The organism is Laedolimicola intestinihominis, from assembly GCF_040096155.1.
GTDB lineage: Bacteria > Bacillota > Clostridia > Lachnospirales > Lachnospiraceae > Laedolimicola > Laedolimicola intestinihominis.
In genome coordinates, this window is record NZ_JBBMFE010000002.1 from 323775 (window position 1) to 349089 (window position 25315).

Below are 25315 nucleotides of genomic sequence, written 5' to 3' on the forward strand. Positions count from 1 at the left end.
CCTCTGGCGTTCCAAGTTTAAAATTTCACCTGCCACGCCGATTCTTTGATTCTATTTATATTTGATTTCAGTTTTCTAAGCATTAAAAAAAGAGAGGCGTTCTTCTATTATTATATATGGAAAGAACGAATCTCTTTTATTTTCACACTCTGCTTAGCATCTGCAGAACATACAGAACAGCTGCGCCAGACAGAAGCTTCTGCACAGCTTATCCATGCCTTCCGCCTGCCGCTGATAGGACTGACTGTTCTGGCTGTATACATTTTCCGCATAACGGAAGCTCTGGAGTGTCCGCTGATAAAGCGGGTTATTCGGCTCTAACTGCAATGCTTTCTGAATCTGTGCCACCGCCAGCATCTGATTATTCAGACCATAGTTGGCCAGGGAGCTTAAATAGTACCATCGGGCGTTCCGCTCAGCGCCGGGCATACCGTTCAGCACCGAATCCGCGAACTGGTATTTTCCCATATTGATGAAGTCTATGGCCTGACGCATGGTTTCGCTGTCGGTGCAGACCTGCCGGGGGCGCTCCGGTCCCATGCGCATCCCCCAGAAACCGAAGAAATCCTCGAAGCTTCCAAAACCGCCGTAAGGGCCGCTGCCATAAGTGCCATTTCCACTATTTCCATACGGACCGCTGCCAAAGGGACCATTTCCAAAAGGATTCTGCCCGTAACTGCCTGCTCCGCCATAACTGCTCTGCCCATAGCCGCCATAGCTCTGCTGCTGTCTCCGGTATTTCTCCGGGTTATTCAGCATATCGTAGGCCTCGTTAAGCTCGTTCATTTTCTCCGCTGCCTGCGGATCGTCCGGATGAAGATCAGGATGGTATAATTTTGCCTTCTGACGATAGGCTTTTTTTATCTCTTCCCTGGTGGCGTCCCGGGACACCCCAAGTACTCTGTATGGATCGTCAACCATCCGTTTTCTCCTTTCCACGTATTTTCGCGTAATACTGCTGCCAGATGCCACCGTAGAGGATATCACGGAGCAGGTGTTCGTCCTGCACCAGCGGCAGCTTTTCAAAGACCTCCATGGCATTACCCAACGGAAGCCCCAACACCGGTTCCATCTCTTCCGGTTTTTTCTTCATCTCAAAAAGAGGGTTATAGTTACCCGTTTTCATGTCCTTTTTATAATCCATAGTCGCATCCATCAGATAGATGAAGCGACCCAGCTCGTAGCCGAAGACCCTGAGACTGTTGCTCCAGAAATCCTCCTCGTACACAAAGAGCTCCGAGAGCATCTTGCCGGAACAGTTGATGGCCTGATCTGCATTGGCGCCCGGCGCCTGCTCGATGAAATCCAGCTCCTGGAGACTGTCTGTGATGGCCTTGCACTGACGGGGGTAAGCCTTTTCCACTTCGTCATAGGCCTTTTTCAGCTTATCACCATACCAGCGTTTTCCGGCCTTTTTTTCATCCTTCCAGTCATCCAGTGCCTTATAATAAGCCAGGGCCACGGTCATATCCGCCGCGTATTCCGTAAAACGGTTCTCCACGCCGCTGCGGGGCCGCAACGGATGGATGCCGCAGCGGAAATCCGTCGTCTTCTCTTTCGGCTCATACAAAGAAGAAAGGAACAGAATCACAAAAGTCATATCGTAGCTTAAGCTCATCCGCTCCAGTTCCCCATATCTCATTTTCAAATTTCTGCAGAGTCCACAGTAGACGCTCTGGTAGCGCTCCTGCTCTTCCTTTGAAAGCTTCGAACGATTACATTCTATATATCCGAACATTCGCTCACTCCTTTATGCTTCACGGCTTCGCGAATTCATTTTCCTCACAATGCTGCTTAGTATTTAATCTTACCATGCATCCTGTCAATGTCAATGGCTTTCACAGTTCTTTTAGACTCTTTCTTCTTTTTTAATTTTTTACAGATTTCTCTAAAGGAATTCTACCCGGCCATCCTCGATGTGGTAAACCGCGCCGACCACCTGCATTCCTTTCTCTTCCATTTTCGCGATATCCAGGCTGTGCTCAATGAGCGCCATACTGCGCCGGACATTCAGACAGCAGGCTTTGAAATCATCCTTCTCGTCGCCGATGGCCAGCTTAATCTCGTCGGTAATGAACTTGATATAGCCTTCCGGATCGTGATGAATCGCCGCGTCCACCGCGCCGCAACAGGTGTGGCCCAGCACGACGATAAGAGGACTTCCCAGATGGCTGGCTGCATATTCAATGCTGCCCAGCTGATGGTCGTCGATGACATTTCCGGCTACCCGAATCACAAACAGGTCGCCGATGCCTGCCGAGAAGATGCTTTCGGGAATCACCCGCGAATCGGAACAGGTGACAACGATCGCGTAGGGATGCTGGCCGTGCTCTTTGGTATACAAGCGTAGCGCTTTGGAGATATTGCCCTTTCCGGTCTCGGAGTCCAGGTACTTTTTATTGCCGTCCTTCAGTTTCTTCATGGCCTTATCAGCCGTCATGATAAATGGTTTCATACACTCCGCCCTTTCCTCTGTTTGCGCATGTTTTCAGCGCATCCAGGTATCCCCGTAGGGGGTTTCCTCTGTTTTCTCTATTATAAAGTGTAGGTTTACAGCCTGTCAAATAAAGCCTTTTCTCCAATTATTAAGTTTTTATGAATCCTATTGACAAGATAATATTATATAACGTATAGTATAGGCATCCGATAATACTATATGATGTATAATATTATATCTTATTACAGCATAAAATAAGGAGTGGATCACATGGTTTTTAACACAGGAGCCGCTCTCCTGGACGCAATTGTGCTGGCGGTTGTATCCCATGAAGCCCAGGGCACCTACGGGTACAAGATTACCCAGGACGTCCGGCAGGCCATCGACATTTCCGAATCAACACTGTATCCGGTCCTCCGACGGCTTCAGAAGGATGGCTGTCTGGAGACCTACGATATGGAATTCGGTGGACGGAACCGCCGCTATTACCGGATTACAGAGGCCGGAACGGCGCAGTTGAATCTGTACAGGAACGAGTGGACAATTTATTCCATCAGGATTTCCAATTTGTTTGCGGGGAGTGAGAAGACATGACAAGAACGGAATTTATGAAGCAGCTTCAGGATTTGCTCTCAGATATTTCTAAAAATGAGCGGGAGGAAGCCCTTCAGTATTATAATGATTATTTTGACGACGCGGGACCTGAGGAGGAAGCCCGGATTCTGACAGAGCTTGGAAGCCCGGAGCAGGTGGCCCGGAAAATCAAAGCCGGACTGTCCGACGACGCTTCGGAGTTTTCCGAGCAGGGCTACCGGGATACGCGTTTTGACGGAAATGGGGCTGCACCTGCCGCCTCCTCTTTCATAGATTCCGAGAGCGCCGGGAAAACCGCTCCGAAAAAGGAACGGAATCTGTGGAAGCTGCTGGCCATTGTGCTTTTGTGCATTGTGCTTGGTCCCTTTGTGATTCCGGTTGGCTTTGGCCTTCTGGCAGTTCTTTTCTGCGTCCTCCTGGCAGCGCTTCTGACTGTGGCAGCTGTTCTGGTTTCCGGAATTGTCATTTTCGTTGCCGGAATCTTTGTCATCGGCGTGGGGCTCATTCAGCTCTTTACAGCACCGGTCCTGGGAATCGCTACCGCAGGCGCCGGCTGCCTGCTGACAGCTCTTGGCATTCTGCTGTCGCTGGCACTGTTATGGATTGCCCTTAAAGTAGTGCCGGTACTGGTACAGGGGCTTGTCAATCTGGTTAGGCTTCCTTTTCGAAAGGCAGGTGTGATTCGATGAAGCGTTTTACAAAAATTTCTCTTATTGCAGCCGCGGTACTGACAGTACTGGGAATTGTCGGCGTCGGCGTTGGTTTCCTGTTTGGAGCAAAGCCAAGTCAGCTTGCACAGAATCTCCATGTTCCCGCCTCTTCTTTTGCCGGGATCCGGGAACATGACAGAAACGGCTCCGGCGGCGATTCTGCTGAGCGCACTTATGATTCCACTATCCGCAAGCTGGAATTGGATGTAACGAATGCATCCGTTTCCATTGGCACCTCGGAATACAATCTTATTTCCATAAAAACGCGGAACGCCGGAAAATATTTCAAAGAATCTGTTCGAGATAGCGATACATTAATTCTGGAGGATGACCGTCCGAACGGAAATACTGCCCTGGAACTTCAGATTCTGCTTCCGGATCGGATGTTTGACGATATGGATTTGGATCTCGGCGCTGCCGAACTGACTGCCGGAAAGCTGCAGGCCCGGGAGTTTTCCCTGGATATGGGAGCCGGATCAGGAAGCATTGATACGCTGCTGGCATCAGAGGATGCGTCTATTGATGTGGGTGTAGGGGAATTGACCATCGGATATTTTGATGGTTCTGAGCTGGAACTGGAGTGCGGCACCGGTTCGCTTGCCATCATGGTTGCCGGTGAAGAACCGGATTATAATTATGAACTGGAGTGCGGCATTGGTTCCATTGATATCGGTGGTTCCAGCTATTCCGGCTTATCTTCGGAGCATTCCGTAGATAATGGCGCGCCACACACCATCAGCGCTGACTGTGGCATTGGAGAAATATCCCTGCAGTTTGACGGGGCACAGCATCGGAATCGGGAATCCGAAACGAAACATCATGGTTCTGAATTATAAGTATTACATTCGATAAAGAGACAGATAATGGAGGTTTTTATATGGGACCGAAAAAGTTATTACGTTCTAATGAAAATAAGATGATTTGCGGCGTCTGCGGAGGCATCGGTGAGTATTTTAATATGGATCCTACGCTGATTCGGCTTCTGTGGGTACTGCTGTCACTCGGAAGCTGCGGTACAGGGCTGTTGGTCTATATTATTGCCGCAGTTATTATTCCGGAAGACAATTAAAATGATACCGATTAAGATAAGGGGCTGCTATAAAGGCCCCTTATCTTATTGAATCCACATTATCAGCTGCTCCTGCTTACCTACATTCTCCCATGCTGATGCAGATATTTTTCCCGGGTCGCCAGGCCGCCCCGGATATGCCGCTCGGACTTATTTACGTCCAAAACCTTCCTGGCCTGTCTCGCGAGACCTGGATTAATATGCAACAGGCGTTCTGCCACATCCTTATGTATAGTTGTCGTTAATTAGAACGGATTCTTCTAATCCCAAATCACCAAGAATTCGCAGGTAAATGTCCACATTTCCATCCTTGTCCACCACGATTTTCTGGATAATCTTTTTTAACTGTGTATTCGTCATCTGATGTACGTCGGTAATGTCCTCTATTTCTTTAAATGTGTTATTTAATACCGCTTCCAGTTGTTCACCCTTCGTTATATGATAGGAAATCAGTTTCAGCTCATTTTCCAGACGCTCGATATCTTTCCGCATTCCGCCGATTTTATCGTTCAGTTCTTCGCGGCTGATCAGATCATCCGTATACATGTCCATATATTTTTCACGGGTTTTCTGTAGTCTGGATAGTTCGCTATTCAGTTCCTTTTCATACTCCAGGTTTTCATCCTTTGCCTTGTAAATGCGCTGGAACTCATTTACCACGTACCGGATAACTTTCTTTTTCTGCTTCAGAACCTCTGTAAAATATTCCTGAAGAACCTCAATCAGTTCTTCTTCATCCACTGTAACCCCATTGGGACAGCTTTCTGCTCCCCTGCCGTTATGACCGGAGCACACCCAGCGAATATAGGTATTTTTATATTTGCGGACAGTTCTGCGGAATGACCAACCACACTCTTTACACTTAATCAAAGTAGAAAACAGATGCCTGTTGCTCTGTCGCTCATGGGAAATATGAAACGTGTCATGTCTGGAATGAAGAATTTCCTGCACCCGTTCAAAGGTTTCGTCCTCAATAATACGCAGCTCCGGGCGTTCTACTACCATCCACTCTGTTTCGTCCTTTTCTTTCCGCTGGCCGGTCAGAAAATCAGCGACCTCCTGCTTCCCATTGATGATCTTCCCGGTATACAGCTCATTGGTCAGGATTCTTGTGGTAGCATTCTGACTCCACTTACAATTCCGCTTCGTTTTCAGCCCTTTTTCATTGAGCATATTGGCAATTTTAGCTGTTCCGTAGCCTTCTTCCGTATACCAGTGATAAATCTGACGGACAATATCCGCCTCTTTTTCATTGATGGTTAAATTAAAGTAGTCTCCAATGGTCTTATCGTATCCATAGACAATGTTTGGCACACGTCCTTTTTCTGCATTCATTTTCTTGCCGAATTTTACACGCTTAGATGTGTTTGCGCTCTCTTCCTGGGCCAGGGCGCCGAATAGCGTCAGCACAAATTCGCTGTTACCCATGCTGGTCATATTCGCCGTAAGAAACTGCGTTTCAATGCCCAGCGCTTTCAGCTTGCGGACATTTTGCAATAAATCCACGGTATTTCTGGCAAAACGGGAAATATCTTTTACGACTACCATATCAAACAGTCCATGCTCCGCATCCGCCATCATACGCAGGAATTCTTTCCGGTTTTTAATCTTTGTACCAGAGATTCCTTCGTCTGCATAAAGGCGGATCAGTGTGTCACCGGTGCGCTTTGTGTATTCGTAAAAGAAATCTTTCTGCGCTTCCAGACTGTTAAGCTGGTCGGCTTTATCTGTGGAAACACGGCAGTAAGCTGCTATATTCATATTTCAAGCCTTTCTGTTACATTTGAATCGTTCTGTTACAACTTTATTATATCACGCAGAAGACCTGTGTAAACAGAAATTTTCAACTATTCTTTTCCTGGCTCCATACTTTCTCCTGAATTACTCTCTCCACCTTTGCAGCATTGACTTCCAATAATACTTTCAACAAATAAGCAGTGGTCGCCTCTGCTGTGTTGGGATTATGAAATCTGTAATTCAGCTTCCGCTTCTTCATTCCCGGCTCCCACTCCCCTCATTTCCATTTCTTTATCCATTCCTATGACAGAATTTCTTAGAATAGTCCTGTGAAATATCCGGCGGTTGAGACATATTCTTACGGGGATAGTATATTCTATTGAGTTCAGGAATTTTATACCGTAGCAGTGACAAATCAGCGTGATATCCACGCAGCTTTACTGCGAGATGGTATTTTTATGCTTATCATCATTATCCAACGTAACCCCAGGGGGTCTACGGCCAGATACGCATTTGTGACGTCACCGTCCAAATACCCTCTGGTTAGGGGAAAATCCCCTAAAACCCCTGATATAACAAAATGGTGCCGTTTTTCGACACCATTTCTCGCTTTAGACACCACTTTTTAATGTCACTTTTTCGTTTTGACACTACTTTTTGGCACCAAATCAGTTTTCTCTGCTACCCCAATGGCTGCCTGCCGCATACTGCCCCAGGAGTCTCACAACCTCTGCGCGCGTCTCATCCAGTAATTCCTTTCGCAGCTCTTCTTTCAATTCTTTTTTCATCGTCTCCTGTTCTTCCATTGTCACATACCTTTTTTCTTCTGAAGCTTTCTGTTCCATCAACACATCCGCTCCACTATCATTGATATAATGCTTCAAAGCTTCCACGATAAATTGATTCTGCGACTTATAGATATGCCTGTCCAGATTTTTCAATACCTGATAAATATCTGCCTGTTCCGGATCTTCCAGATTCAACCGAAGCGGTGTTCTCACTATAAAGTTCATATTTCCCCCTTATCTGTGCATTGCGTTTATTGATATATGTTGTCCTCTTTATCATAAATGTTCTTCCGTAATTTGTCCTCGGCCCGAGAGGGTGAATTTGAACTAAATTTTTATATTCCCACTGTCTTGATTTTTTTCGCTATAAGGCCTATTGTTAAAGTGATAAATCGAAAGTTGACAAGGAGTTTTGATAGCGTGAAAAAAATATTTCTTAAAATTGTGATAGGGGTTGTTCTTGCTTGTATTTTATTTGTTTGTTTTCTTTATACGAACAATGAGATCGGCGTGACTTCATCTAAGCTGGAGGCAGATATTCGTTCGTCGCAGAAGATTAAGGATGATTGGACGGTCGATGGAAGCGTTTCCAGCACGATGGCTGCATATATTTCTTACCCTCAGGATTTGAGTGACCATTCTTTTTCCGTCTATGTCAATCGTCCAGGACTTTCCTTCGGATATTTTTTCCGTGGAGGTGGAACTCTTTCGGGGATTCAAAGAGGAATTGTGGAGTTTACTGTAGAGGGATATAATGAACGAGCTTTTATTTCTATGAATCAACAGCAGGTGCAACAACTTGAAATAGATGATGGCAACACAATTCAAGTGGTTGATATTGACCGCAATAAACCTTTTGCGATTGTCTTGCCTATAAATGCGGGTAATATTACTTTTTATGATGTAAATAGAAATACTGTGGAATATTGGAATAATCCTCTTTGACAAATTCCAGTTTACAGAACTGAATCAAAAGAGCTCGAAGGAGCTCTTTTTCCTTTTTTATAATAGTATCATTATGGTATAATAGAGACATTAAAATCGGAAGTTGGAGGATACACGCATGAAAATTGTAATCATTAATGGAAGTGCCAGAAAAGGAAATACGCTGGCAGCAATCAATGCATTTATAAAAGGAGCGTCAGAAAAGAATAAAATTGAAATCATTGAACCCGACAAACTCAACATTGCACCATGCAAGGGATGTGGTGTCTGTCAATGCTCTAAGGGATGCGTCGATAAGGATGATACAAATTCTACCATTGATAAAATTGCTGCCGCAGATATGATTCTTTTTGCTACACCAGTTTATTGGTGGGGAATGTCAGCACAATTGAAACTTATCATTGATAAGTGCTACTGCCGTGGATTGCAGTTAAAAAACAAAAAAGTTGGCACAATTGTTGTAGGTGGTTCTCCCGTAGGCAACATTCAGTATGAGCTGATTGATAAGCAGTTTGACTGTATGGCAAAATATCTTTCATGGGATATGCTTTTCAAAAAATCATATTATGCAACAGCCAGAGATGAACTTGAAAAAAATAAGGATTCCATGAACGAACTTGAGTGGATTGGAAAAAATTTATAAAGCACACACCAAAATCCAGTTTTTGAAACTGAGAAATCGGGATTTATAAAGGAGAATATTGATGAAACTATTTTTATGTTCGCATTTTTCAAGTGTAGGGAGTCTGATAAAGGAAGAAATTGAAAATAAGAAAGTCGCATTTATTCCAACAGCTTCGCTGCGTGAAGGCTACACCGGTTATGTCGGCTCGGCTCGAAAATTATTCAAAAAGTTGGGAGCAATCGTAACTGAAATTGATATTTCAACGGAGGCTTATTCAACGATACAGTCTGTTTTTGAAGATGCAGATGTGATATATTTTACCGGCGGAAATTCTTTTTTTCTTATGGACCGGCTCCGTAAAACGGGAACTAATGGGCTGCTGAAAAAGGAATTGGCAAATGGAAAATTGATGATCGGCGAGTCGGCAGGCGCAATTATATGCGCTCCAAGCATCCAATATATCCAGCAAATGGATGAAAAGCCGGAGGACTACTCACAAGAAGATGATGCAGGGCTTGATTTGATTGATTTCTATGTTCTTCCGCATTATCTTACAGCGCCATTTAAGAAAGTTACCGAGAAAATAATGACTGAGTTTTCGGATTTGAATCTATGCCCAATTAACAACCGTCAGGGAATTGTAATTGACGGTGAAGGTTCAAAGGTTATTTGCAAAGACTAATTTGAAAATTCAAGTTTGTGAGGGCAAAATGGATATTAAATTATATTATCAGGAAAAAGGAACCGGCGAACCGCTTATACTCTTGCATGGAAATGGCGAAGATAGCTCCTACTTCATAAATCAAATAGATTATTTTCAAAACGCATATCATGTAATTGCGCTAGATACAAGAGGTCATGGAAAATCTCCGAGAGGTGAGGCACCCTTTACCATTGAGCAATTCTCCTGCGATTTATACGATTTTATGCAGGGGCATCAGATTTCAAATGCGATAATTTTGGGGTTTTCGGACGGAGCAAACATTGCAATGAAATTTACAATGAAGCATCCCAGTATGGTGAAGGGCCTAATCTTGAACGGCGGTAACCTAGAACCAATGGGCGTGAAACGAACAACGCAAATCCCAATTGAAATTGGATATAAGATTGCAAGCCGCTTTGCCGGTAAGTCTGAAGCTGCCAAAAGAAATGCCGAAATGCTCGGCTTAATGGTAAACGAGCCGAATATCAAGCCGTCTGAATTGTCGCTAATCTCAATGCCTGCGTTGGTCATTTGCGGAACAAAGGATATGATCAAAGAATCACATACAAAGAAAATCGCTGAATATCTTCCAAATGCGAAATTAGCCATCATTCGAGGAAATCATTTTATTGCAAACAAGAATCCAAAGACATTTAATCAGGAGGTTGATGCGTTTCTGAAAACGGTTTGACATCTTCCCATTTGTTACATGTTTGAACAGAGTGGAAACTTCCACTTTATCAACCTTACATCACGCCATGAACGAGGGGCTGCTGTAAATACAGCCCTTTCCTTTTATATCGCTATTCTAGCCAATACACCACTCTGGTTTGTCGTTCTATTTCATCACCACTATATGTACCGTACTCTTACTAATTCCAAACTTCTTCGCCGTCTGACGCACTGTCGCATTGTTTTCTATGATATAATTCGCAATGTTTACCGCGCGTTCTTCGATATAATCCTTCAAGGTTTTCCCCCATAAGAACGTTTTTTACATCTTATGAAGGGAGAACTGCGGTTATACCCTGCCGGAAACAGATTCTCTATAGAAGTAAAACCCGGTATTGAAACCATACCTCTTTTCAGGTATAATAAATTGGGTATAAGTCTGCAAAATGGGCAGACGTTTCTACCAACCGCCAAACTGGTTGACTACCCTATTGGTAGTCATTTTTTTATTTCAGGAGGTAACGGAAATGTATGATGTATTGATTGTAGGCGCAGGGCCGGGAGGCATCTTCACCGCATATGAATTATTGGAAAAAAGACCGGATTTACGGATTGCTGTTTTTGAAATGGGAAATGAATTAAAAAAACGTCACTGTCCCATTGACGGGGATAAAATCAAATCCTGTATTCACTGCAAAAACTGTTCTATTATGAGCGGCTTTGGCGGCGCAGGGGCATTCTCAGACGGAAAATACAATATCACCAACGATTTTGGCGGTACCTTGTATGAGTATATCGGGAAAAAATCCGCCCTGGAATTGATGGAATATGTAGACAAGATTAATCTGGCCTTCGGCGGCGAGGGCACAAAGCTGTATACCACTGCCGGTTCCAGTCTGAAAACCAGCTGTATGCAAAATGGCCTGCATCTTTTGGACGCTTCTGTCCGACACCTGGGAACGGATATTAACTATATCGTTCTGGAGCACTTATATGATCATCTGAAAAAGAACGTGGATTTTCATTTTAACTGCTTTATCAATAAGGTGGAAAAGCTGGAGCAGGGATATCGGATCTATCACGGGGATTCCTGTTATGAGGGAAAAGAATGTGTAATTTCCGCAGGACGGAGCGGCAGCAAATGGATGGAGCAGGTATGTCGTGATCTGAATATCCATACCAATTCCAACCGCGTGGATATCGGCGTGCGTGTGGAGCTTCCTGCCGGAATTTTCTCCCATCTGACAGACGAATTATACGAAAGCAAGATTGTATACCGTACCTCCAAATACGAGGATCTGGTGCGTACCTTCTGTATGAATCCCAAGGGAGAAGTCGTAAACGAGAACACCAACGGAATTGTCACCGTAAACGGACACAGCTATGAGGATCCGGCCAAGCAGACCAATAATACCAACTTCGCGTTACTGGTCGCAAAGCATTTCTCAGAGCCCTTCAAGGATTCCAACGGATACGGAGAAAGTATCGCGAGATTAAGCAATATGCTAGGCGGCGGAGTCATTGTCCAGCGCTTCGGCGATCTGATCCGGGGCCGCAGAAGCACTCCGGAAAGAATCAGCGAATCCTTTACTGTGCCCACCTTGAACGCCGCGGCGGGAGACTTAAGTCTGGTTCTTCCGAAACGAATCCTGGACGGTATTATCGAAATGATTTACGCACTGGATAAGATTGCGCCCGGAACCGCCAACGATGATACCCTGCTGTATGGCGTAGAAGTAAAATTCTACAATATGGAGGTCGAGCTGGATCACAATCTTATGACCTGTCACGAGGGCTTATATATCATCGGCGACGGAAGCGGTATTACCCATTCGCTGTCCCACGCTTCCGCAAGCGGAGTCTACGTGGCCAGACAGATTGCCGCCAGATTATAAAATCCCAATCATTCTGAGGTAGTAAATGAAAAAAAATCACGACTTAAGCGCCGCGGCGCTGCATATCCTTGCCATGACGCTGATGCTGATGGATCATCTCTGGGCTACGCTTCTCCCGTCCCTGGACTGGCTGACCTGCGCCGGAAGACTGGCCTTTCCCATCTTTGCGTTTATGGCGGTAGAAGGATATTTTCACACCCACAGTTTTAAAAAATACGCCCAGCGTCTGCTGTTATTCGCGGTTCTCTCTGAGATCCCCTTTGATCTGATGTACGGCGGAACCTGGTTTTATCCGGTTCACCAGAACGTAATCTGGACGCTGCTTCTGGCTCTTCTCGGTGTCCGTCTGATGGAGACTGTACGTAAAAAGCAGAAAACCTGGCTGTACCTGCTTATGGCAGCCCTGGTCACGGTAATCTGGACGCTGCTGGGAACCCTGGGCATGGTTGACTACTACGGTGCGGGCATACTGACGGTATTTATTTTCTATTTTTTCCGGGGACGGAAATGGTGGTGCCTGCTGGGACAACTCCTTGCGCTTTACTGGGTCAATGTGGAGATGCTGGGTGGTCTGATGTATCCCATTCACCTGTTTGGGAACGAATTTGAGATCTGTCAGCAGGGACTGGCGCTGTTGGCGCTGATTCCTATCTGGCTATACCGCGGACGGCAGGGCTACCACAGCAAGCCCTTCCAGTATCTGTGCTATGGATTTTATCCGGTGCATATGCTGACGCTGGCAATGATTCTGAATTATGTAAACCGCTAAGTAAAGGGGCTGCCGCACGAATTTAAGTTTCGTGCGGCAGCCTCTTTCTTATTTCTTATTCAACAATTCATACATTATTCCCATAATTACAAGAAAAAGCAGCAAGTATAGAGGAAGTATCCGGATCGATATGTGATTTGCAAGCAGACCAAAGAAGGGTGGCATCAGACATATGCCGACATAGGCGCTTGCCATCTGGACTCCTATCATGGCCTGCGAACGTTCTGCTCCAAAATATTCCGGCAAAGGAAGCAGCTGTTTTGGCGTCAATTCCTTTTGCAAGATTCAAGTAGCTGCTTGCCCAAAGCATCGTTGTCTGTTCGACAGCGCAATAGCAGAAGAAACAAAGCATGATTGCCTTTGCCCCCGGAATGGAAATAATTTCCCTGAAGGTGAGCGGTTTCCCACCCCTTGTTTCCTCTCCCGCAGGATTCTCTTCCTTCCACTTGGGGAGACTGATGATCAAAACTGCCGTAAGTACAATCTGCAAAAGCGATATAACCCGATATCCCTTATTCCACGCGGCTCCGCCGGTAAGTACCGCTCCCAGTCCATAGGGAATCGCCCATAAACACAGCTGGAGAAAGCTGTGGCTGACGGAAAAGCCCCACAGCGCCAGGGCGGTAATCCCCACACTCGCCGCCGTCACCTTACCCGTTCCAAAGCGTCTGGTGAGGCGATCACTTTGCAGGCTGGACAAAATCGTTCCAAACGCAATGATCATGGAAATCATACCTGCGTAGGACACCGGAACCTGAAACTCCGGATACATATTCGGCCATGCCGAACCTAACAGGGCGTCCGGCAGTCCCAGGCTGATAAAAGAAAGATAAATAATACCCAACAAAAAACTCATATTTTATTTTTCTCTCCCAGGGGAATGATAGTACATTGTATACAACATTACAGCAGCATCCCCACCGTGTGTACCGCAAACGCCGCTATCCATGCAATTACGCACTGGAGAATCACAACTGCCACGGCCCATTTTCCGCCAAGCTCCCGCTTAATGGAAGCAATGGCTGCCACACAGGGCGTATAAAGCAGGCAGAAGGTCAAAAGGCTTACTGCTGCCAGCGGAGTCAGGACATTCAGTAACGCTCCGGTTCCGCCAAACAGGATGGACAGGGTAGATACCACGCTCTCCTTGGCCAGGAAGCCCGTAATCAGTGCTGTGGAGATCCGCCAGTCGCCGAAGCCCATGGGCTTGAAGATCGGCGCAATCACACCGGCTACATGAGCCAGGATACTGTTCTGGGAATCCGTTACCTGGGTCAGATGCAGATCGAAGGTCTGCAGAAACCAGATTACCAGCGTCGCCATGAAGATAACGGTAAATGCGCGCTGCAGGAAATCCTTTGCCTTATCCCATAAAAGATGTCCCACGTTCTTTGCGCCCGGAAGCCGGTAGTTGGGCAGCTCCATAACAAAGGGGACCGCTTCGCCGCTGAACATGGTGTGACGCAGCAGCAGCGCCATCAGGATTCCCATCACGATTCCGCCAAAATACAGGGCAATCATCACCAGAGCCGCTTTTCCCGGGAAAAAGGCCGCCGCAAAGAAGCCATAGATTGGAAGCTTCGCCGAGCAGCTCATAAAGGGCGTCAACAGAATGGTCATTTTCCGGTCACGCTCAGAGGGCAGGGTACGGCTGGCCATGACGCCCGGCACCGTACAGCCGAAGCCCACCAGCATAGGCACGATGCTTCGTCCGGACAGACCGATTTTACGCAGCAGCTTGTCCATAACGAAGGCTACGCGGGCCATATAACCGCTGTCCTCCAGCAGGGACAGGAAGAAAAACAGGGTGACAATGATCGGCAGAAAGCTCAACACACTGCCCACGCCGTTAAAGATACCATCGCTCACAAGAGAATGGATGACGTCGCTGGCACCGCCTACCGTCAGCCAGTGATCTACAGCGGTTCCAAGCGCAGTAATGCCCTGATCCAGCAGATCCGACAAAAATGCGCCGATGACACCGAAGGTCAGATAAAAGACCAGGCCCATAATTCCCACAAAGCAGGGAATGGCTGTATATTTGCCCGTCAGAATCCGGTCAATTTTGACGCTGCGCAGATGCTCCTTACTCTCGTGAGGCTTTACCACCGTCTCATCGCAGACACTCTCGATAAAATCAAAACGCATGTGGGCAATGGCCGCCGCCCGATCCAGACCACGTTCGGTCTCCATCTGGGTTACGATATGCTCCAGCATCTCTTTTTCATTCTGATCCAGATGCAGCGCTTCCAGAATCAGCTTGTCGCCCTCTGCCAGCTTGGACGCCGCGAACCGCACCGGAATCTGCGCTTCCCTGGCGTGATCCTCGATCAGATGCATAATGGCGTGCAGGCAGCGGTGTACCGCGCCGCCGTCCTCATTGGCGTCGCAATAGTCGATTTCCTGGGGGCGCTCCTGATATTTTGCCACATGGAGGGCATGAGACACCAGCTCGTCAATACCCTCATTTTTCGCGGCTGAAATGGGAACCACCGGGATACCCAGCATCTCCTCCATGCGGTTGATGAGAATGGAGCCTCCGTTTTCCCGGACCTCATCCATCATATTTAAAGCCAGAACCATGGGAATATCCAGCTCCATGAGCTGCATGGTCAGATACAGATTCCGCTCAATATTCGTGGCGTCCACGATATTGATGATTCCCTTCGGATGCTCATTCAGCACGAAATTTCGGGTTACAATCTCCTCACTGGAATAGGGGGACATGGAATAGATACCCGGTAAATCCGTCACCAGGGTATTTTCTTTTCCGCAGATAGCGCCATCCTTTCGGTCTACGGTAACGCCGGGGAAGTTACCCACATGTTGATTGGAACCGGTCAGCTGGTTGAACAGGGTGGTCTTTCCGCAGTTCTGATTGCCTGCCAGCGCAAAGGTCAGCAGCGTTCCCTCCGGAAGGGGATTTTCTGTCTCTTTAAAATGATACTTTCCACCTTCGCCGAGACCCGGATGATCGATAGCTTCCCGTTTTACTTTGGGCTTCTGTTCTTTCGCGTCCCGGATATTTTCAATCTCGATTTTCTCCGCGTCCGCCAGACGCAGGGTCAGCTCATAGCTGTGAATCCGAAGCTCCATGGGATCTCCCATGGGGGCCAGCTTCACCATGGTCACCTCGCCCTGGGGAATCAATCCCATATCCAGAAAATGCTGCCGCAGCTCTCCCTCTCCGCCTACTGAAACGACGGTGGCGGTCTTCCCGATCGGTAATTCTCTTAATGTCATACTCTGCCTCTTTTACTTTTGTCTTATTGAGAAATATTATCATTTATCTTCTCCTGTAAAGGTATGACAGATGGACGCATTTGTCAAGTTATTTATGACAAACTTCTGCATTTCCTGACACAAAAATAAGACGCCCCCGATATTCGGAAGCGCCTTACATTCTCTGACATTTTCTGCTTTATTTTACGACTGCCTGGTCTACCACATAATCCATGATCTTATCATACAGAATACTGTTTTCGACGTCCTCTTTGCCGTACTGCTCCTCAAAGGCCTCGCCGGACTCTGCGCCGTACTGGCTTGCCAGTTCCTCCAGGCCGCTCTGGTACTCCTCGTCGGATACGGTCATGTTCTCAGCCTTACCGATGGCGTCGATGGCCAGGGTGCAGCCGATCTGGAACCTTGCGTTCTCCTCCAGCTTCTCATCGGTCATGCCGCTGTTGCTCAGAAAATCATCCAGGCTCATACCAAAATAGGACGCGTACTGCTCATACTGCTGCTTCTGCGTGTCCACCAGCGCCTGTACATCTGAATCCGCATATTCAAACTCGGAATCATTTACAATGGCTTCCATCACGTAGTAAGCCTTATCGGAATCCTTCTGCTGCTGCAGGCTCTCCTTCGTGGCTGCCACATACTCGTCCACAGTCTCATAATCAGTGTTCTTCTGCACGAAGGCATCGTTCCACTCCGCATCCACCTGCTCCTCGATGGCATTGATCGTCACATCAAATACCACGTCCTGACCGGCCAGATCCGGGTTCGGCGTGTAAGTATCCGGGAAGGTCAGCGGAAGCTCGAAGCTGTCACCCACATTTTTACCAATCAGACCGTCCTCAAAGCCGTCGATGAAGGAGCCGGAACCAATCAGAAGATCATATCCGCCCTCACTGGAGGAACCGCCTTCGAAAGCCTCGCCGTCCTTCTTACCCACGAAATCGATATTGACCCAGTCGCCGTCCTCTACCGTTGTCTTGTCCAGCTTCTGATATTCCGGATAGGAAGCCAGCAGGTTATCGATCTCAGACTGCACCTCATCGTCGCTTACCTCCACGTTATCCTTCGCAATCTCCACGCCCTTATAATTGCCAAGCTTTGTAATCTTACTGTCCGGATACTGTCCCGCAATGCCGGAAGCCGTACTGTCTGTACTGCTATTGTCTGCTTCTGCGTTCTTGCTTTTTCCACAGCCGCCGGTCAGTACCAGGGTACACACCAGTGCAGCCGTAATCCATTTCTTTCTCATTGTATATTCTCCTCTTATTCTTTGTCCGAATCCGAAGTCAAACTCCCCTCTGTCTATCTGAACACGGATACCGTTTTTCCTACCATATCATATTTTCTGCCCACGGGCAAGAAAAAGCTTCTTAAGCCTTTCTTAAATCCTTATAAAACCGGCGAAAACAGTCTGGAAAACTGTTCCTTGATCCGCACCAGACAAGAACGCTTTCCGTAGAGATATTCTGTCACCTGCGTGCAGACCTTCAGATCTTCCCGAAAAATCTCCTCCATCCGGCGGGCTATTCTGATACTGTAAATGACTGCGTTGACTTCGAAATTCAGCTTGAAGCTTCGGATATCCATATTAGCGGTGCCGTAACAGCTGACCAGGCCGTCCACCACCATGCCCTTGGCGTGCAGAAAGCCGTTATCATACGTATAGCATTTGACCCCGGCTGCCAGCAGATCACCGATATAGGAGTAGGTCGCCCAGTACACAAAGGGATGATCAGGCTTACAGGGAATCATCACCCGCACATCCACGCCCGACATGGCCGCGATCCGCAGGGCGTCCAGCACTGCGTTATCCGGAATGAAATAAGGAGTCTGAATGTAGATACTCTTTCGGGCCTTGCTGATCATTTTCAGGTAGACGTTGCGGATATTCTGCCACTTGGAGTCCGGTCCGCTGGAAATAATCTGGATGGCTTCGCTGCCCGGCTTTTCCTCTGGCCGGTAAGTGAAATAGCTGTCACGGGCAAACAGATTCTGCTTTGTCGCGTAATTCCAGTCCAGAATGAACCGGATATGCAAAGCCAGCACCGCGCTTCCACGGATGCGCAGATGGGTGTCGCGCCAGTATCCGAATTTCGGCGACAGTCCAATATATTCCCGTCCGATATTGAAGCCCCCAACAAAGGCCGTTTTCCCATCAATTACTACGATTTTCCGATGATTTCGATAGTTTACACGAAGCTGCAGGCTTCCGAGAATAGCCGGAAAAAACTCGCCCACATGAATACCCAGAGATCGAATCCGCCTCCAGTCCGAGTGCTTCATACTCCGACAGCCCATGCTGTCATAGAGGATGCGGACTTCTACGCCTTCTTTTACTTTTCGCGCCAACAGTTCCTCAAAAGGCTTCCAGAGCTCGTCATTTCGGATAATATAGTACTGAATATGAATAAATTTCTCTGCCTTTTCAATCTCTTCATAGAGCGCCCGGAACTTCTCTTTGCCGTCGGTGTATATCTCCACATCGTTGTCCGCTGTGTAGACCGCGTCCGCCGCCTCCAGATTCATCAGTACTGTGTCCGAGAACTTCCGAAGACGCGGATCGCTGGGCGCGAACTCGTCCCGAAAGATGCTTTCCTCCTGCCCCCTTACCGCCGAACACATGGCGTCCTCGATTTCCTTTGTCCGGAACATCTGTCTCTTATGAAAATCATAACCGATAATAAAATACAGGAAGATGCCCAGAATCGGGATAAAATACAGCACCAGCAGCCAGGTCCACACGGTCTTCGGATCTCGGCGCTCGAAAAATACAATGACAATCGACAGTATAATATTAATAAAAATCAGATGCTCCATCCAGAAATTTGCCATCCGGATGAGAAAATGTCCCAGCCAAATCAGAATTTCCATACACTCATCTCCTGTTACGACTTTCCTGTCTTCAGGCTGTATTGAACTGTTACCTGCATTCTACCATTTTTCCTTGCACTTTACCATAAAAACTGCTATAATATCACTCATGTGAATGACCCAGGAGGAATAAGTTTATGTCAAAGCTTACCATCGCATTAATCGTGATTCTGCTGGTGCTGGTTGTGGCGCTGGTGGTTCTCTATTTTGTAGGAAGAAAAGCGCAGCGCCGTCAGATCGCCCAGAAGGAGCAGATGGACGCAGTAGCACAGACCGTCAGCATGCTGATCATTGACAAGAAAAAGCTGAGGCTGTCCCAGTCAGGCCTGCCGGAGCAGGTCATTGAGCAGACCCCGAAGCTTCTTCGCCGGAACAAGATGCCCATCGTCAAAGCCAAGGTTGGTCCCAGGATCATGACCCTTGCCTGCGACGCGCAGGTATTTGAACTGCTTCCGGTTAAAAAGGAAGTCAAGGTCGTAGTCAGCGGTATCTATATCACCGAGATTAAGAGCGCCCGCGGCGGACTGGAAGTGCCGGAGAAGAAGAAAAAAGGCTTCTTCAAGCGTCTGTTTAACAAGTAAATAATGCGAAAAGCAAAGCAGGAGTTCCGATTCAGAACTCCTGTTTTTTATGCTTCCGGCGTCTGGAGACTTAAGTTTCCCGCCTCCCGGGGCCGGATATTCATTTTAATATTGCATTCAGCCAGATGCTCTTCATTGACCTCCAGCACATAATCCACCGCCACGTCAATGGCATCCTCCGTCTCTTCCACCTTTACATCTCTGGCCAGAATGCTAAGATCCAGAATTCCATAAGGCGTCTGATAACGGGTTAAAGTCTTCTTTCCCTTTTCAAATATCATCCGGGTATTCGTCAGTCCCCGCTTCATAACCTCCAGGGAATTGTCCCCAATTTTAATGGTGTTGCTGATATGACCGCTTAAGCCTTCCACAACCTCATCGTAGACCACGTAATGCTTGCCGTTCCGGTTATAATAATCCCCGGCTGTAACGACCTCCACATTACCGTCCTCTTCCTCTATCATATGAAGACCTGCAATACTCAGCAGAATCTCTTTTTTCACCTCTGATACACCTCTGTTTCTAATATTCCTCGATCGGAACCTGCTTCGCCGTTGTAATATCAATGGGCAGAATGGAATCCGCGAAGGTCCGGAACTTTTCCGCCTGATCACTGACAAAGAATTCATAGGGATTCTCCTCGATCTTACTGCCGCCGCAATTCTCTATATTCTCCCGTCTAAGAAGCTGCTTCAGCTCCATCGCCGTCTCATAGGCCGGGTTCACCAGCACCACATCCGGTCCCATAATGTCTGCCACCATGGAACGCAGAAGCGGATAATGGGTGCAGCCTAAAATCAGCGTATCAACCTTTCGTTCCTTCATTTCCTGCAGATAGCGCTCCGCCACTATACGGGTCACCGGATCCTTGCGCCAGCCCTCTTCCACCAGGGGTACAAACAGGGGACAGGCCTTTTCAAACACCTGTGCCTCAGGACGCAGGCTCTGTATGTATTTCTGATAAATATGACTTCCCACGGTAGCTGCCGTACCGATGACGCCGATATTACCGCCGATGCTCTCTCTGGCTGCCACGCGGGCTCCCGGACGCACCACGCCGATCACCGGGATATCCATCTCCTGCTGCAGTGCCTCCAGCGCGTAAGCGCTGGCTGTATTGCAGGCCACCACGATGACCTTCACGCCTCTGGTCTTCAGAAAGCGAGCAATCTGACAGGAATAGCGGATAATCGTCTTACCGCTTTTACTTCCATAGGGAACCCGCGCCGTATCTCCGAAGTACACGATCCGCTCCTCCGGAATCTGACGCATAATCTCTCGCGCCACCGTCAGGCCGCCGATTCCGGAATCGAAGACGCCGATGGGGGCCTCTCTTAAATCATTCATCTGTTTCTCCTATATAAGCCTCCGGCTCTTTCTGGTTCAAAAATGTGAGATATCGAAACCGGATCCGCACTTCTTTTTCCGCCGCCCCCGGCATACAGTAATCCGGGTACAGGCCGCCCCACCAGGCTGTCTGCTCTACGCGGACAGGCTTCGATTTCTGTACATATCCGGCGTACAGGCAGGTTCCCACCGCTCCCAGAAGCAGCGATAAGATAAGCAATGCAAGCTCCCCATGCCTTCTGACATAAGTTTCGATATCTTTTTTCCATTTATTTTCAAGTATTTGTTTTATTATATTCATGGCTCCTCCTGAAAATCATTTTCCAGAGGATACCCTGTTTTTTGCTTTTTATGCGAAGCTTTTATGCCTTCTCCGCTTTCTTTTTCTCATTTTCCCGGATGGCGGCCAGAATTGCTTCTTTCTGGTTATCGATATGCTGTCCTACCATGGTACACACGGCTTCCTTATCACCGTTCCTGATGTTCTCAAAGATGGCCTGATGCTCGCCGTCCAGCTTCTCATGGCTGTGCGTATCCTTTAAGTACTCCAGACGGTAACGGTACATCTGCTCCCGCAGATTGTTTAGAATACTGATCAGGCGTTGATTGTCCGTAGCCGCGTAAATGATATCGTGGAACTTCACGTCCGCCGCCGCCAGGCTGGTGTAATCGTCGGAATCCTTCAGCTTGCGGAACTCCTCACCGGCCTCGGCAAGCTCATCAAGAAGCTCCGGCGTAATCCGGTCGCAGGCGATCTCCGCCGCCATTACTTCCAGTGTGCGCCGCACCTCCAGCACATCCTTCAAATCCTTTTCCGTAATGCTGGCCACGATGGCTCCCCGTCTCGGAATCATCACAACCAGGCCTTCCAGCTCCAGTTTCCTTATGGCCTCACGGATCGGCGTACGGCTTACGCCCAGACGGTCTGCCAGATGAATCTCCATCAGACGTTCGCCCGGTTCCAGCTCGCCTCTTAAAATCGCCTGCCGCAGGGTCTGAAATACCACGTCCCGCAGCGGAAGATATTCATTCATAGTTGCGTTAATTTCCTGACTCATCAGCCATTCCTCCTGTTGTTATTATACGGTGTGGTCAGAAACAGCTGCTTCGCCAGGCGGCTTTTGCGAATGGCCGCCATCGCTCTGCGGGCCTGCATCCGATCTTCATAAATACCGAATACGGTGGGGCCGCTGCCGCTCATCAGGGCTACAGCCGCTCCGTTCTCTTCCATAGTCTCTTTCAGCTTTCCGATGACCGGGTAGGCACTCGCGGTCACTGTTTCCAGTACATTGCCGTCCCGTAAGGCCTCTGCCATACCCCGGAGATCCTGCTTTTTCAGGGCGTCCAGAATGCCGTCGATATCCGGATGCTGCTCCGGTCTTAAATCATTGGCATGCAGGTTCTCATAGACATATTTGGTCGATACGCTGATACCTGGCTTGGCCACCAGAATGTTGCAGGGCGGCATGGGCGGTAAGGAAGTCAGCCTCTCTCCGATACCCTCAGCCAGGGCGGTTCCGCGCATGATACAATAGGGCACGTCGGCGCCGATCTTCACACCGCGCTCCATGAGCTGCTCCTGGGACAGGCCCAGACCGTACATGCGGTTCAGGCCGTAGAGAACAGCCGCCGCGTCGGAGCTTCCGCCTGCCATACCTGCTGCTACCGGGATATATTTCTTCAAATCAATGGAAAGTCCGCCCGGAATGTCAAACTCCTCAAATAGCAGATTCGCAGCCTTATATACCAGATTATTTTCATTGGCGGGCAGATAGTAGAGATTCGTTCTGACCCGGATTCCTTCTTTGTCCTGCTTCACCAGCGCAAGACGATCAAAAATACGCACTGTCTGCATAATCATCCGTACGTCGTGATATCCGTCTTCCCTTTTCCGGAGCACGTCCAGACCCAGATTGATCTTTGCCAGTGCTTTTAACTGCATCTTATCCATAGTATTGTACTTCCTGTGTTTTTTGTATACACAGTATAGCAAAAATGGGGGTAAAATGCAAGAAATCTTTACCCCCATCTCTTTCCATTTTCCTGTCTCTTATTGTATTTCGTAACTGTTCAGTACCTGACCAGTTACGAATGCAAAATCCATGGAAATCGGCTTCGCCGATGGGATTTTGCACTCCCAAATCATGTTCATACGCCCTCAGCAGCTAGTGCTTCGGGCTGTTCTGAATAGTTACCGCACTTCTTTTATCAGAATCAGCTTCTTTCCGGGCCGGATCTCCTCCGGCGCGCAGCCGTTGATTTCACAGATGCGCTCTCCCGTGCTGCGACAGCTTTTCGCGATCTCCCATAGCGTATCGCCGGGCTGTACCGCATAAAGCACAAAAGCAGGCAGCGCTTTCAGAGCCGTCAGATCCAGCGGCTCCTCTGTCACGGACACCACATGCTCCGCCCGCTCCTTTGCCAGCACCAGGATCTGCAGCAGTACCACACCCTTCACATCCATCTCCGTCCCGCTGACCATATCCACCGCAAGTTGGTCGAGGATAGCATCCAGATACCAGACGCTGTCCTTTGTCATGCCCGGCACCTCGATAAGCTGCTCAAATGGAATTGCTTCTTTCCGACATAGAATCGGATGGCTGTCATCCGAGGTGATGTAAAGCACTTCCACCTGTACGGCGCCTTCTACCCGAAGTCCCTGCTCCACAGCCGTACAGTCATCCAGCTTCACCTCTCCGCTGCTGTGACAAATCTGCAGAATCTGCATATCCGTCTGCTCCGTGGTCATCCGGCCCGATACCCGGCACCTGGAAGCACTGTTAATCAGAAGGCGCTCGTAGTCCGTCTCCGCCTTTTCCGGAATCAGCTCTTTTTTCAGGCTGTATACATCAGCCACCAGATCGACGCCTTCCTCCTCATACATGCGGATATCCAGGTTCAATACCGCGTCCACATGAAGCACCCGCAGCTCACCGTCGTAATCCGGCTTCACCTCCAGCTCCGCCCCTGCCAGCACAGCTCCCAGACTGGCCGCAATGCCCTCCCTGCTGCCATGAACATCAATATGGCTGTTAAAAGGAACGCTCTGCTCCAGCCATCCGGTTTTCTGCTCCGTTTCCTCGCTCTCATAGAGTACGAATACCCCCAGCTCACCCTTGATCAGGATTTCATCCTCACCGGGTCGAAGCTCCATGCCGCGTAAGGCCACGTCCTGCCAGATGAGTTCCCGGATATTGGGCTTATTGGCCGGAAGAATGATTTCATCCTTAATGCGGCAGGTATCTTTCTTCTGCACCGTCAGAGCCGCAGCCGTCCGGTGCTCGGTCCGGATTTCCGCCTGTTCCCCGCCCTCCAGGGCTGTGGTCAGGGCTTCCTCCGCCAGCTCCTCCACAGTCAGCTCCAGGGTTCCCACAGCCTTGATTCCCATTTTCCGGGAATTGATGAGAACTGCAAAGAGATCCTCCAGGATGCCGTTCAGCTTCAGGCTGTCGCCGTCTTTCGCCCCCTCCACATTCATATTTTCCTCAAATGGAATCTGTCCTTTGACGCTATGTAGACCGCCCTCATCTGAATCGTCAAGATAAAGGACATAAAAACGCAGATTTCCGCGTATCAGCGCCCGGCCATTTTCTACCCGGACTTCCCCGATCTCCAGATCGCCTTTCTCCTGTACAATCATACTCACATCCGGCATGGTCTCCGGAATATTATAATCATCGTCCAGCGTCATCTGACTGACCGCTTTTCCCTTCTGTCTGGTCATACGGATGGTTCTGCGGACAAGCTCCATAAATTTCTGCCTCCTTATTTTCCTTTTATCTAATCTATGCCCGGTTTTACTGAAATACCACCGGTTTATCCAGATAAGCGATTCGCACCGTAAGATACGGAAAGCTTTTCTCCTTCCCGGCTCCTTCCTCCGGTCCCGGACCGATGAGACTGGTGTCGAAATAGATGGCATTTTCCGTCAGGTACAGGTCATTTACTGCGATGCTGTAGCCGCCGGTCTCCTGCTGTCCGTATCCCACGCACAGATACAGCCCGTCGTTTTCCTCATAAGTCAGTTTGAAGCTTTCGGTTTTCTTTTCCTCCAGAATATCGTAAAGTTCATCCGGCAGCTCCCGTCCCGATACGATGGTGTAATCCAGATCGGAAAGCTTTTTTGTGGCATTGGTCTGCATTTTACAGCCGATAAAGTTTAAGGAAAGCAACAGCATAAAAATTGCCGCTATCATCCGTTTTCCTGTCATTTTCTTTTTACCGTCTCCCTGTCTTTATCTATATCTATGGCGCCCGGGCACGTCCCATTCCCTTTTCTGTCCCGCCTGTGCCTTCCCGGCGACTGATATTTTAGGGAAATCCCCCGTAATC

General features: G+C 48.3%; 27 protein-coding genes, 3 pseudogenes and 1 riboswitch. Of the genes and pseudogenes, 11 read left to right on the plus strand and 19 right to left on the minus strand.

From position 1 onward, the window contains the following. Positions 1-153: 153 nt before the first annotated feature. The 3 genes from WMO29_RS03935 to WMO29_RS03945 form a co-directional block, all read right to left on the minus strand. Positions 154-921 carry a DnaJ domain-containing protein gene (locus WMO29_RS03935; protein WP_349163848.1) on the minus strand — a complete coding sequence of 256 codons (768 nt, stop codon included), beginning with the start codon at positions 919-921 and terminating at the stop codon, positions 154-156. Further along, a complete protein-coding gene (locus WMO29_RS03940) occupies positions 914-1738 on the minus strand; it encodes a DUF5685 family protein (protein ID WP_349163849.1) in 825 nt (274 codons plus the stop codon). Before WMO29_RS03940 ends, WMO29_RS03935 begins: the two co-directional genes overlap by 8 nt. A gap of 150 nt (positions 1739-1888) precedes the next feature. After that, the gene (locus WMO29_RS03945) at positions 1889-2455 is read right to left on the minus strand and encodes a carbonic anhydrase (RefSeq protein ID WP_349163850.1); all 567 of its coding nucleotides are present in this window, start codon (positions 2453-2455) and stop codon (positions 1889-1891) included. A gap of 252 nt (positions 2456-2707) precedes the next feature. Between WMO29_RS03945 and WMO29_RS03950 the strand changes: the two genes are divergently transcribed. From WMO29_RS03950 to WMO29_RS03965, 4 genes are read left to right on the plus strand one after another with little or no spacing between them, the layout of a single operon-like run. After that, on the plus strand, positions 2708-3031 hold the full coding sequence (locus WMO29_RS03950) for a PadR family transcriptional regulator (protein ID WP_349163851.1): 324 nt from the start codon (positions 2708-2710) through the stop codon (positions 3029-3031). Then, on the plus strand, positions 3028-3720 hold the full coding sequence (locus WMO29_RS03955; RefSeq protein WP_349163852.1) for a DUF1700 domain-containing protein: 693 nt from the start codon (positions 3028-3030) through the stop codon (positions 3718-3720). The genes WMO29_RS03950 and WMO29_RS03955 overlap by 4 nt, the downstream gene beginning before the upstream one ends. Further along, positions 3717-4577 carry a hypothetical protein gene (locus WMO29_RS03960; RefSeq protein WP_349163853.1) on the plus strand — a complete coding sequence of 287 codons (861 nt, stop codon included), beginning with the start codon at positions 3717-3719 and terminating at the stop codon, positions 4575-4577. The genes WMO29_RS03955 and WMO29_RS03960 overlap by 4 nt, the downstream gene beginning before the upstream one ends. Before the next feature lie 41 nt (positions 4578-4618). Next, on the plus strand, positions 4619-4810 hold the full coding sequence (locus WMO29_RS03965) for a PspC domain-containing protein (protein WP_349163854.1): 192 nt from the start codon (positions 4619-4621) through the stop codon (positions 4808-4810). Between the two features lie 80 nt (positions 4811-4890). Here WMO29_RS03965 and WMO29_RS03970 read toward each other — a convergent pair. From WMO29_RS03970 to WMO29_RS03985, 4 genes and pseudogenes are all read right to left on the minus strand, one after another. Next, positions 4891-5049 (minus strand): annotated as a pseudogene (locus tag WMO29_RS03970) (sporulation transcriptional regulator SpoIIID); the annotation flags it as partial. Beyond that, positions 5036-6571: a recombinase family protein gene (locus tag WMO29_RS03975; RefSeq protein ID WP_349163856.1), complete on the minus strand. Its 1536-nt coding sequence runs from the start codon at positions 6569-6571 to the stop codon at positions 5036-5038. The gene WMO29_RS03975 and the pseudogene WMO29_RS03970, both read right to left, overlap by 14 nt. An 82-nt stretch (positions 6572-6653) precedes the next feature. Continuing rightward, complete coding sequence (locus WMO29_RS03980; RefSeq protein ID WP_349163858.1) at positions 6654-6806, minus strand: hypothetical protein; 153 nt, start codon at positions 6804-6806, stop codon at positions 6654-6656. 409 nt (positions 6807-7215) lie between these two features. Next, positions 7216-7560 (minus strand): hypothetical protein, encoded by a 345-nt coding sequence (locus tag WMO29_RS03985; RefSeq protein ID WP_349163859.1) that lies wholly within the window; start codon positions 7558-7560, stop codon positions 7216-7218. A gap of 195 nt (positions 7561-7755) precedes the next feature. On the opposite strand from WMO29_RS03985, the gene WMO29_RS03990 reads away from it, so the two are divergent. The 4 genes from WMO29_RS03990 to WMO29_RS04005 all read left to right on the plus strand — a co-directional run bounded on the left by WMO29_RS03990 (position 7756) and on the right by WMO29_RS04005 (position 10299). Continuing rightward, positions 7756-8280 (plus strand): hypothetical protein, encoded by a 525-nt coding sequence (locus tag WMO29_RS03990; RefSeq protein WP_040647981.1) that lies wholly within the window; start codon positions 7756-7758, stop codon positions 8278-8280. A gap of 118 nt (positions 8281-8398) precedes the next feature. After that, complete coding sequence (locus tag WMO29_RS03995; RefSeq protein ID WP_349163860.1) at positions 8399-8923, plus strand: flavodoxin family protein; 525 nt, start codon at positions 8399-8401, stop codon at positions 8921-8923. A 61-nt stretch (positions 8924-8984) separates the two neighbouring features. Continuing rightward, positions 8985-9587 (plus strand): Type 1 glutamine amidotransferase-like domain-containing protein, encoded by a 603-nt coding sequence (locus WMO29_RS04000; protein ID WP_349163861.1) that lies wholly within the window; start codon positions 8985-8987, stop codon positions 9585-9587. A gap of 28 nt (positions 9588-9615) precedes the next feature. After that, positions 9616-10299, plus strand: a complete 684-nt coding sequence (locus WMO29_RS04005; RefSeq protein WP_349163862.1) for an alpha/beta fold hydrolase — start codon at positions 9616-9618, stop codon at positions 10297-10299. Between the two features lie 165 nt (positions 10300-10464). On the opposite strand, the pseudogene WMO29_RS04010 reads toward WMO29_RS04005, so the two are convergent. Beyond that, positions 10465-10578, minus strand: a pseudogene (locus tag WMO29_RS04010) (sporulation transcriptional regulator SpoIIID); the annotation flags it as partial. A 111-nt stretch (positions 10579-10689) separates the two neighbouring features. Beyond that, a riboswitch (purine riboswitch) is annotated at positions 10690-10786 on the plus strand. A gap of 21 nt (positions 10787-10807) precedes the next feature. On the opposite strand from WMO29_RS04010, the gene WMO29_RS04015 reads away from it, so the two are divergent. Both WMO29_RS04015 and WMO29_RS04020 read left to right on the plus strand, forming a co-directional pair. Next, positions 10808-12175: an NAD(P)/FAD-dependent oxidoreductase gene (locus WMO29_RS04015; RefSeq protein WP_178038243.1), complete on the plus strand. Its 1368-nt coding sequence runs from the start codon at positions 10808-10810 to the stop codon at positions 12173-12175. A gap of 25 nt (positions 12176-12200) precedes the next feature. Beyond that, entirely contained in the window at positions 12201-12944 is a 744-nt protein-coding gene (locus WMO29_RS04020) for a TraX family protein (protein ID WP_349163863.1), read from the plus strand. A 48-nt stretch (positions 12945-12992) separates the two neighbouring features. Here the strand turns inward: WMO29_RS04020 and WMO29_RS04025 are convergent. The 4 genes and pseudogenes from WMO29_RS04025 to cls all read right to left on the minus strand — a co-directional run bounded on the left by WMO29_RS04025 (position 12993) and on the right by cls (position 19055). Continuing rightward, positions 12993-13800, minus strand: a pseudogene (locus WMO29_RS04025) (MFS transporter). Between the two features lie 47 nt (positions 13801-13847). Next, a complete protein-coding gene (gene feoB, locus WMO29_RS04030) occupies positions 13848-16187 on the minus strand; it encodes a ferrous iron transport protein B (protein ID WP_349163864.1) in 2340 nt (779 codons plus the stop codon). Positions 16188-16365: 178 nt separating this feature from the next. Continuing rightward, the gene (tig, locus tag WMO29_RS04035) at positions 16366-17433 is read right to left on the minus strand and encodes a trigger factor (RefSeq protein WP_349163865.1); all 1068 of its coding nucleotides are present in this window, start codon (positions 17431-17433) and stop codon (positions 16366-16368) included. 140 nt (positions 17434-17573) lie between these two features. Further along, positions 17574-19055, minus strand: coding sequence for a cardiolipin synthase (cls, locus tag WMO29_RS04040; protein ID WP_178038248.1), 1482 nt, complete (start codon positions 19053-19055; stop codon positions 17574-17576). Positions 19056-19192: 137 nt separating this feature from the next. On the opposite strand from cls, the gene WMO29_RS04045 reads away from it, so the two are divergent. Beyond that, on the plus strand, positions 19193-19636 hold the full coding sequence (locus WMO29_RS04045) for a hypothetical protein (RefSeq protein ID WP_178038249.1): 444 nt from the start codon (positions 19193-19195) through the stop codon (positions 19634-19636). 47 nt (positions 19637-19683) lie between these two features. On the opposite strand, the gene WMO29_RS04050 is transcribed toward WMO29_RS04045, so the two are convergent. The 7 genes from WMO29_RS04050 to WMO29_RS04080 form a co-directional block, all read right to left on the minus strand. Continuing rightward, positions 19684-20139, minus strand: a complete 456-nt coding sequence (locus WMO29_RS04050) for a DUF1934 family protein (RefSeq protein WP_178038250.1) — start codon at positions 20137-20139, stop codon at positions 19684-19686. Between the two features lie 19 nt (positions 20140-20158). Beyond that, a complete protein-coding gene (gene murI / locus WMO29_RS04055; protein ID WP_349163866.1) occupies positions 20159-20983 on the minus strand; it encodes a glutamate racemase in 825 nt (274 codons plus the stop codon). Continuing rightward, positions 20976-21284, minus strand: a complete 309-nt coding sequence (locus tag WMO29_RS04060) for a hypothetical protein (protein WP_349163868.1) — start codon at positions 21282-21284, stop codon at positions 20976-20978. Before WMO29_RS04060 ends, murI begins: the two co-directional genes overlap by 8 nt. 61 nt (positions 21285-21345) lie before the next feature. Then, the gene (locus WMO29_RS04065; protein WP_178038253.1) at positions 21346-22041 is read right to left on the minus strand and encodes an FCD domain-containing protein; all 696 of its coding nucleotides are present in this window, start codon (positions 22039-22041) and stop codon (positions 21346-21348) included. Continuing rightward, positions 22041-22934, minus strand: coding sequence for a 4-(cytidine 5'-diphospho)-2-C-methyl-D-erythritol kinase (gene ispE, locus WMO29_RS04070; protein ID WP_349163869.1), 894 nt, complete (start codon positions 22932-22934; stop codon positions 22041-22043). The genes WMO29_RS04065 and ispE overlap by 1 nt, the downstream gene beginning before the upstream one ends. Before the next feature lie 240 nt (positions 22935-23174). Then, positions 23175-24734: a DUF3794 and LysM peptidoglycan-binding domain-containing protein gene (locus WMO29_RS04075; RefSeq protein ID WP_349163870.1), complete on the minus strand. Its 1560-nt coding sequence runs from the start codon at positions 24732-24734 to the stop codon at positions 23175-23177. A gap of 46 nt (positions 24735-24780) precedes the next feature. Then, positions 24781-25194 (minus strand): protease complex subunit PrcB family protein, encoded by a 414-nt coding sequence (locus WMO29_RS04080; RefSeq protein ID WP_349163871.1) that lies wholly within the window; start codon positions 25192-25194, stop codon positions 24781-24783. Positions 25195-25315: the final 121 nt, after the last annotated feature.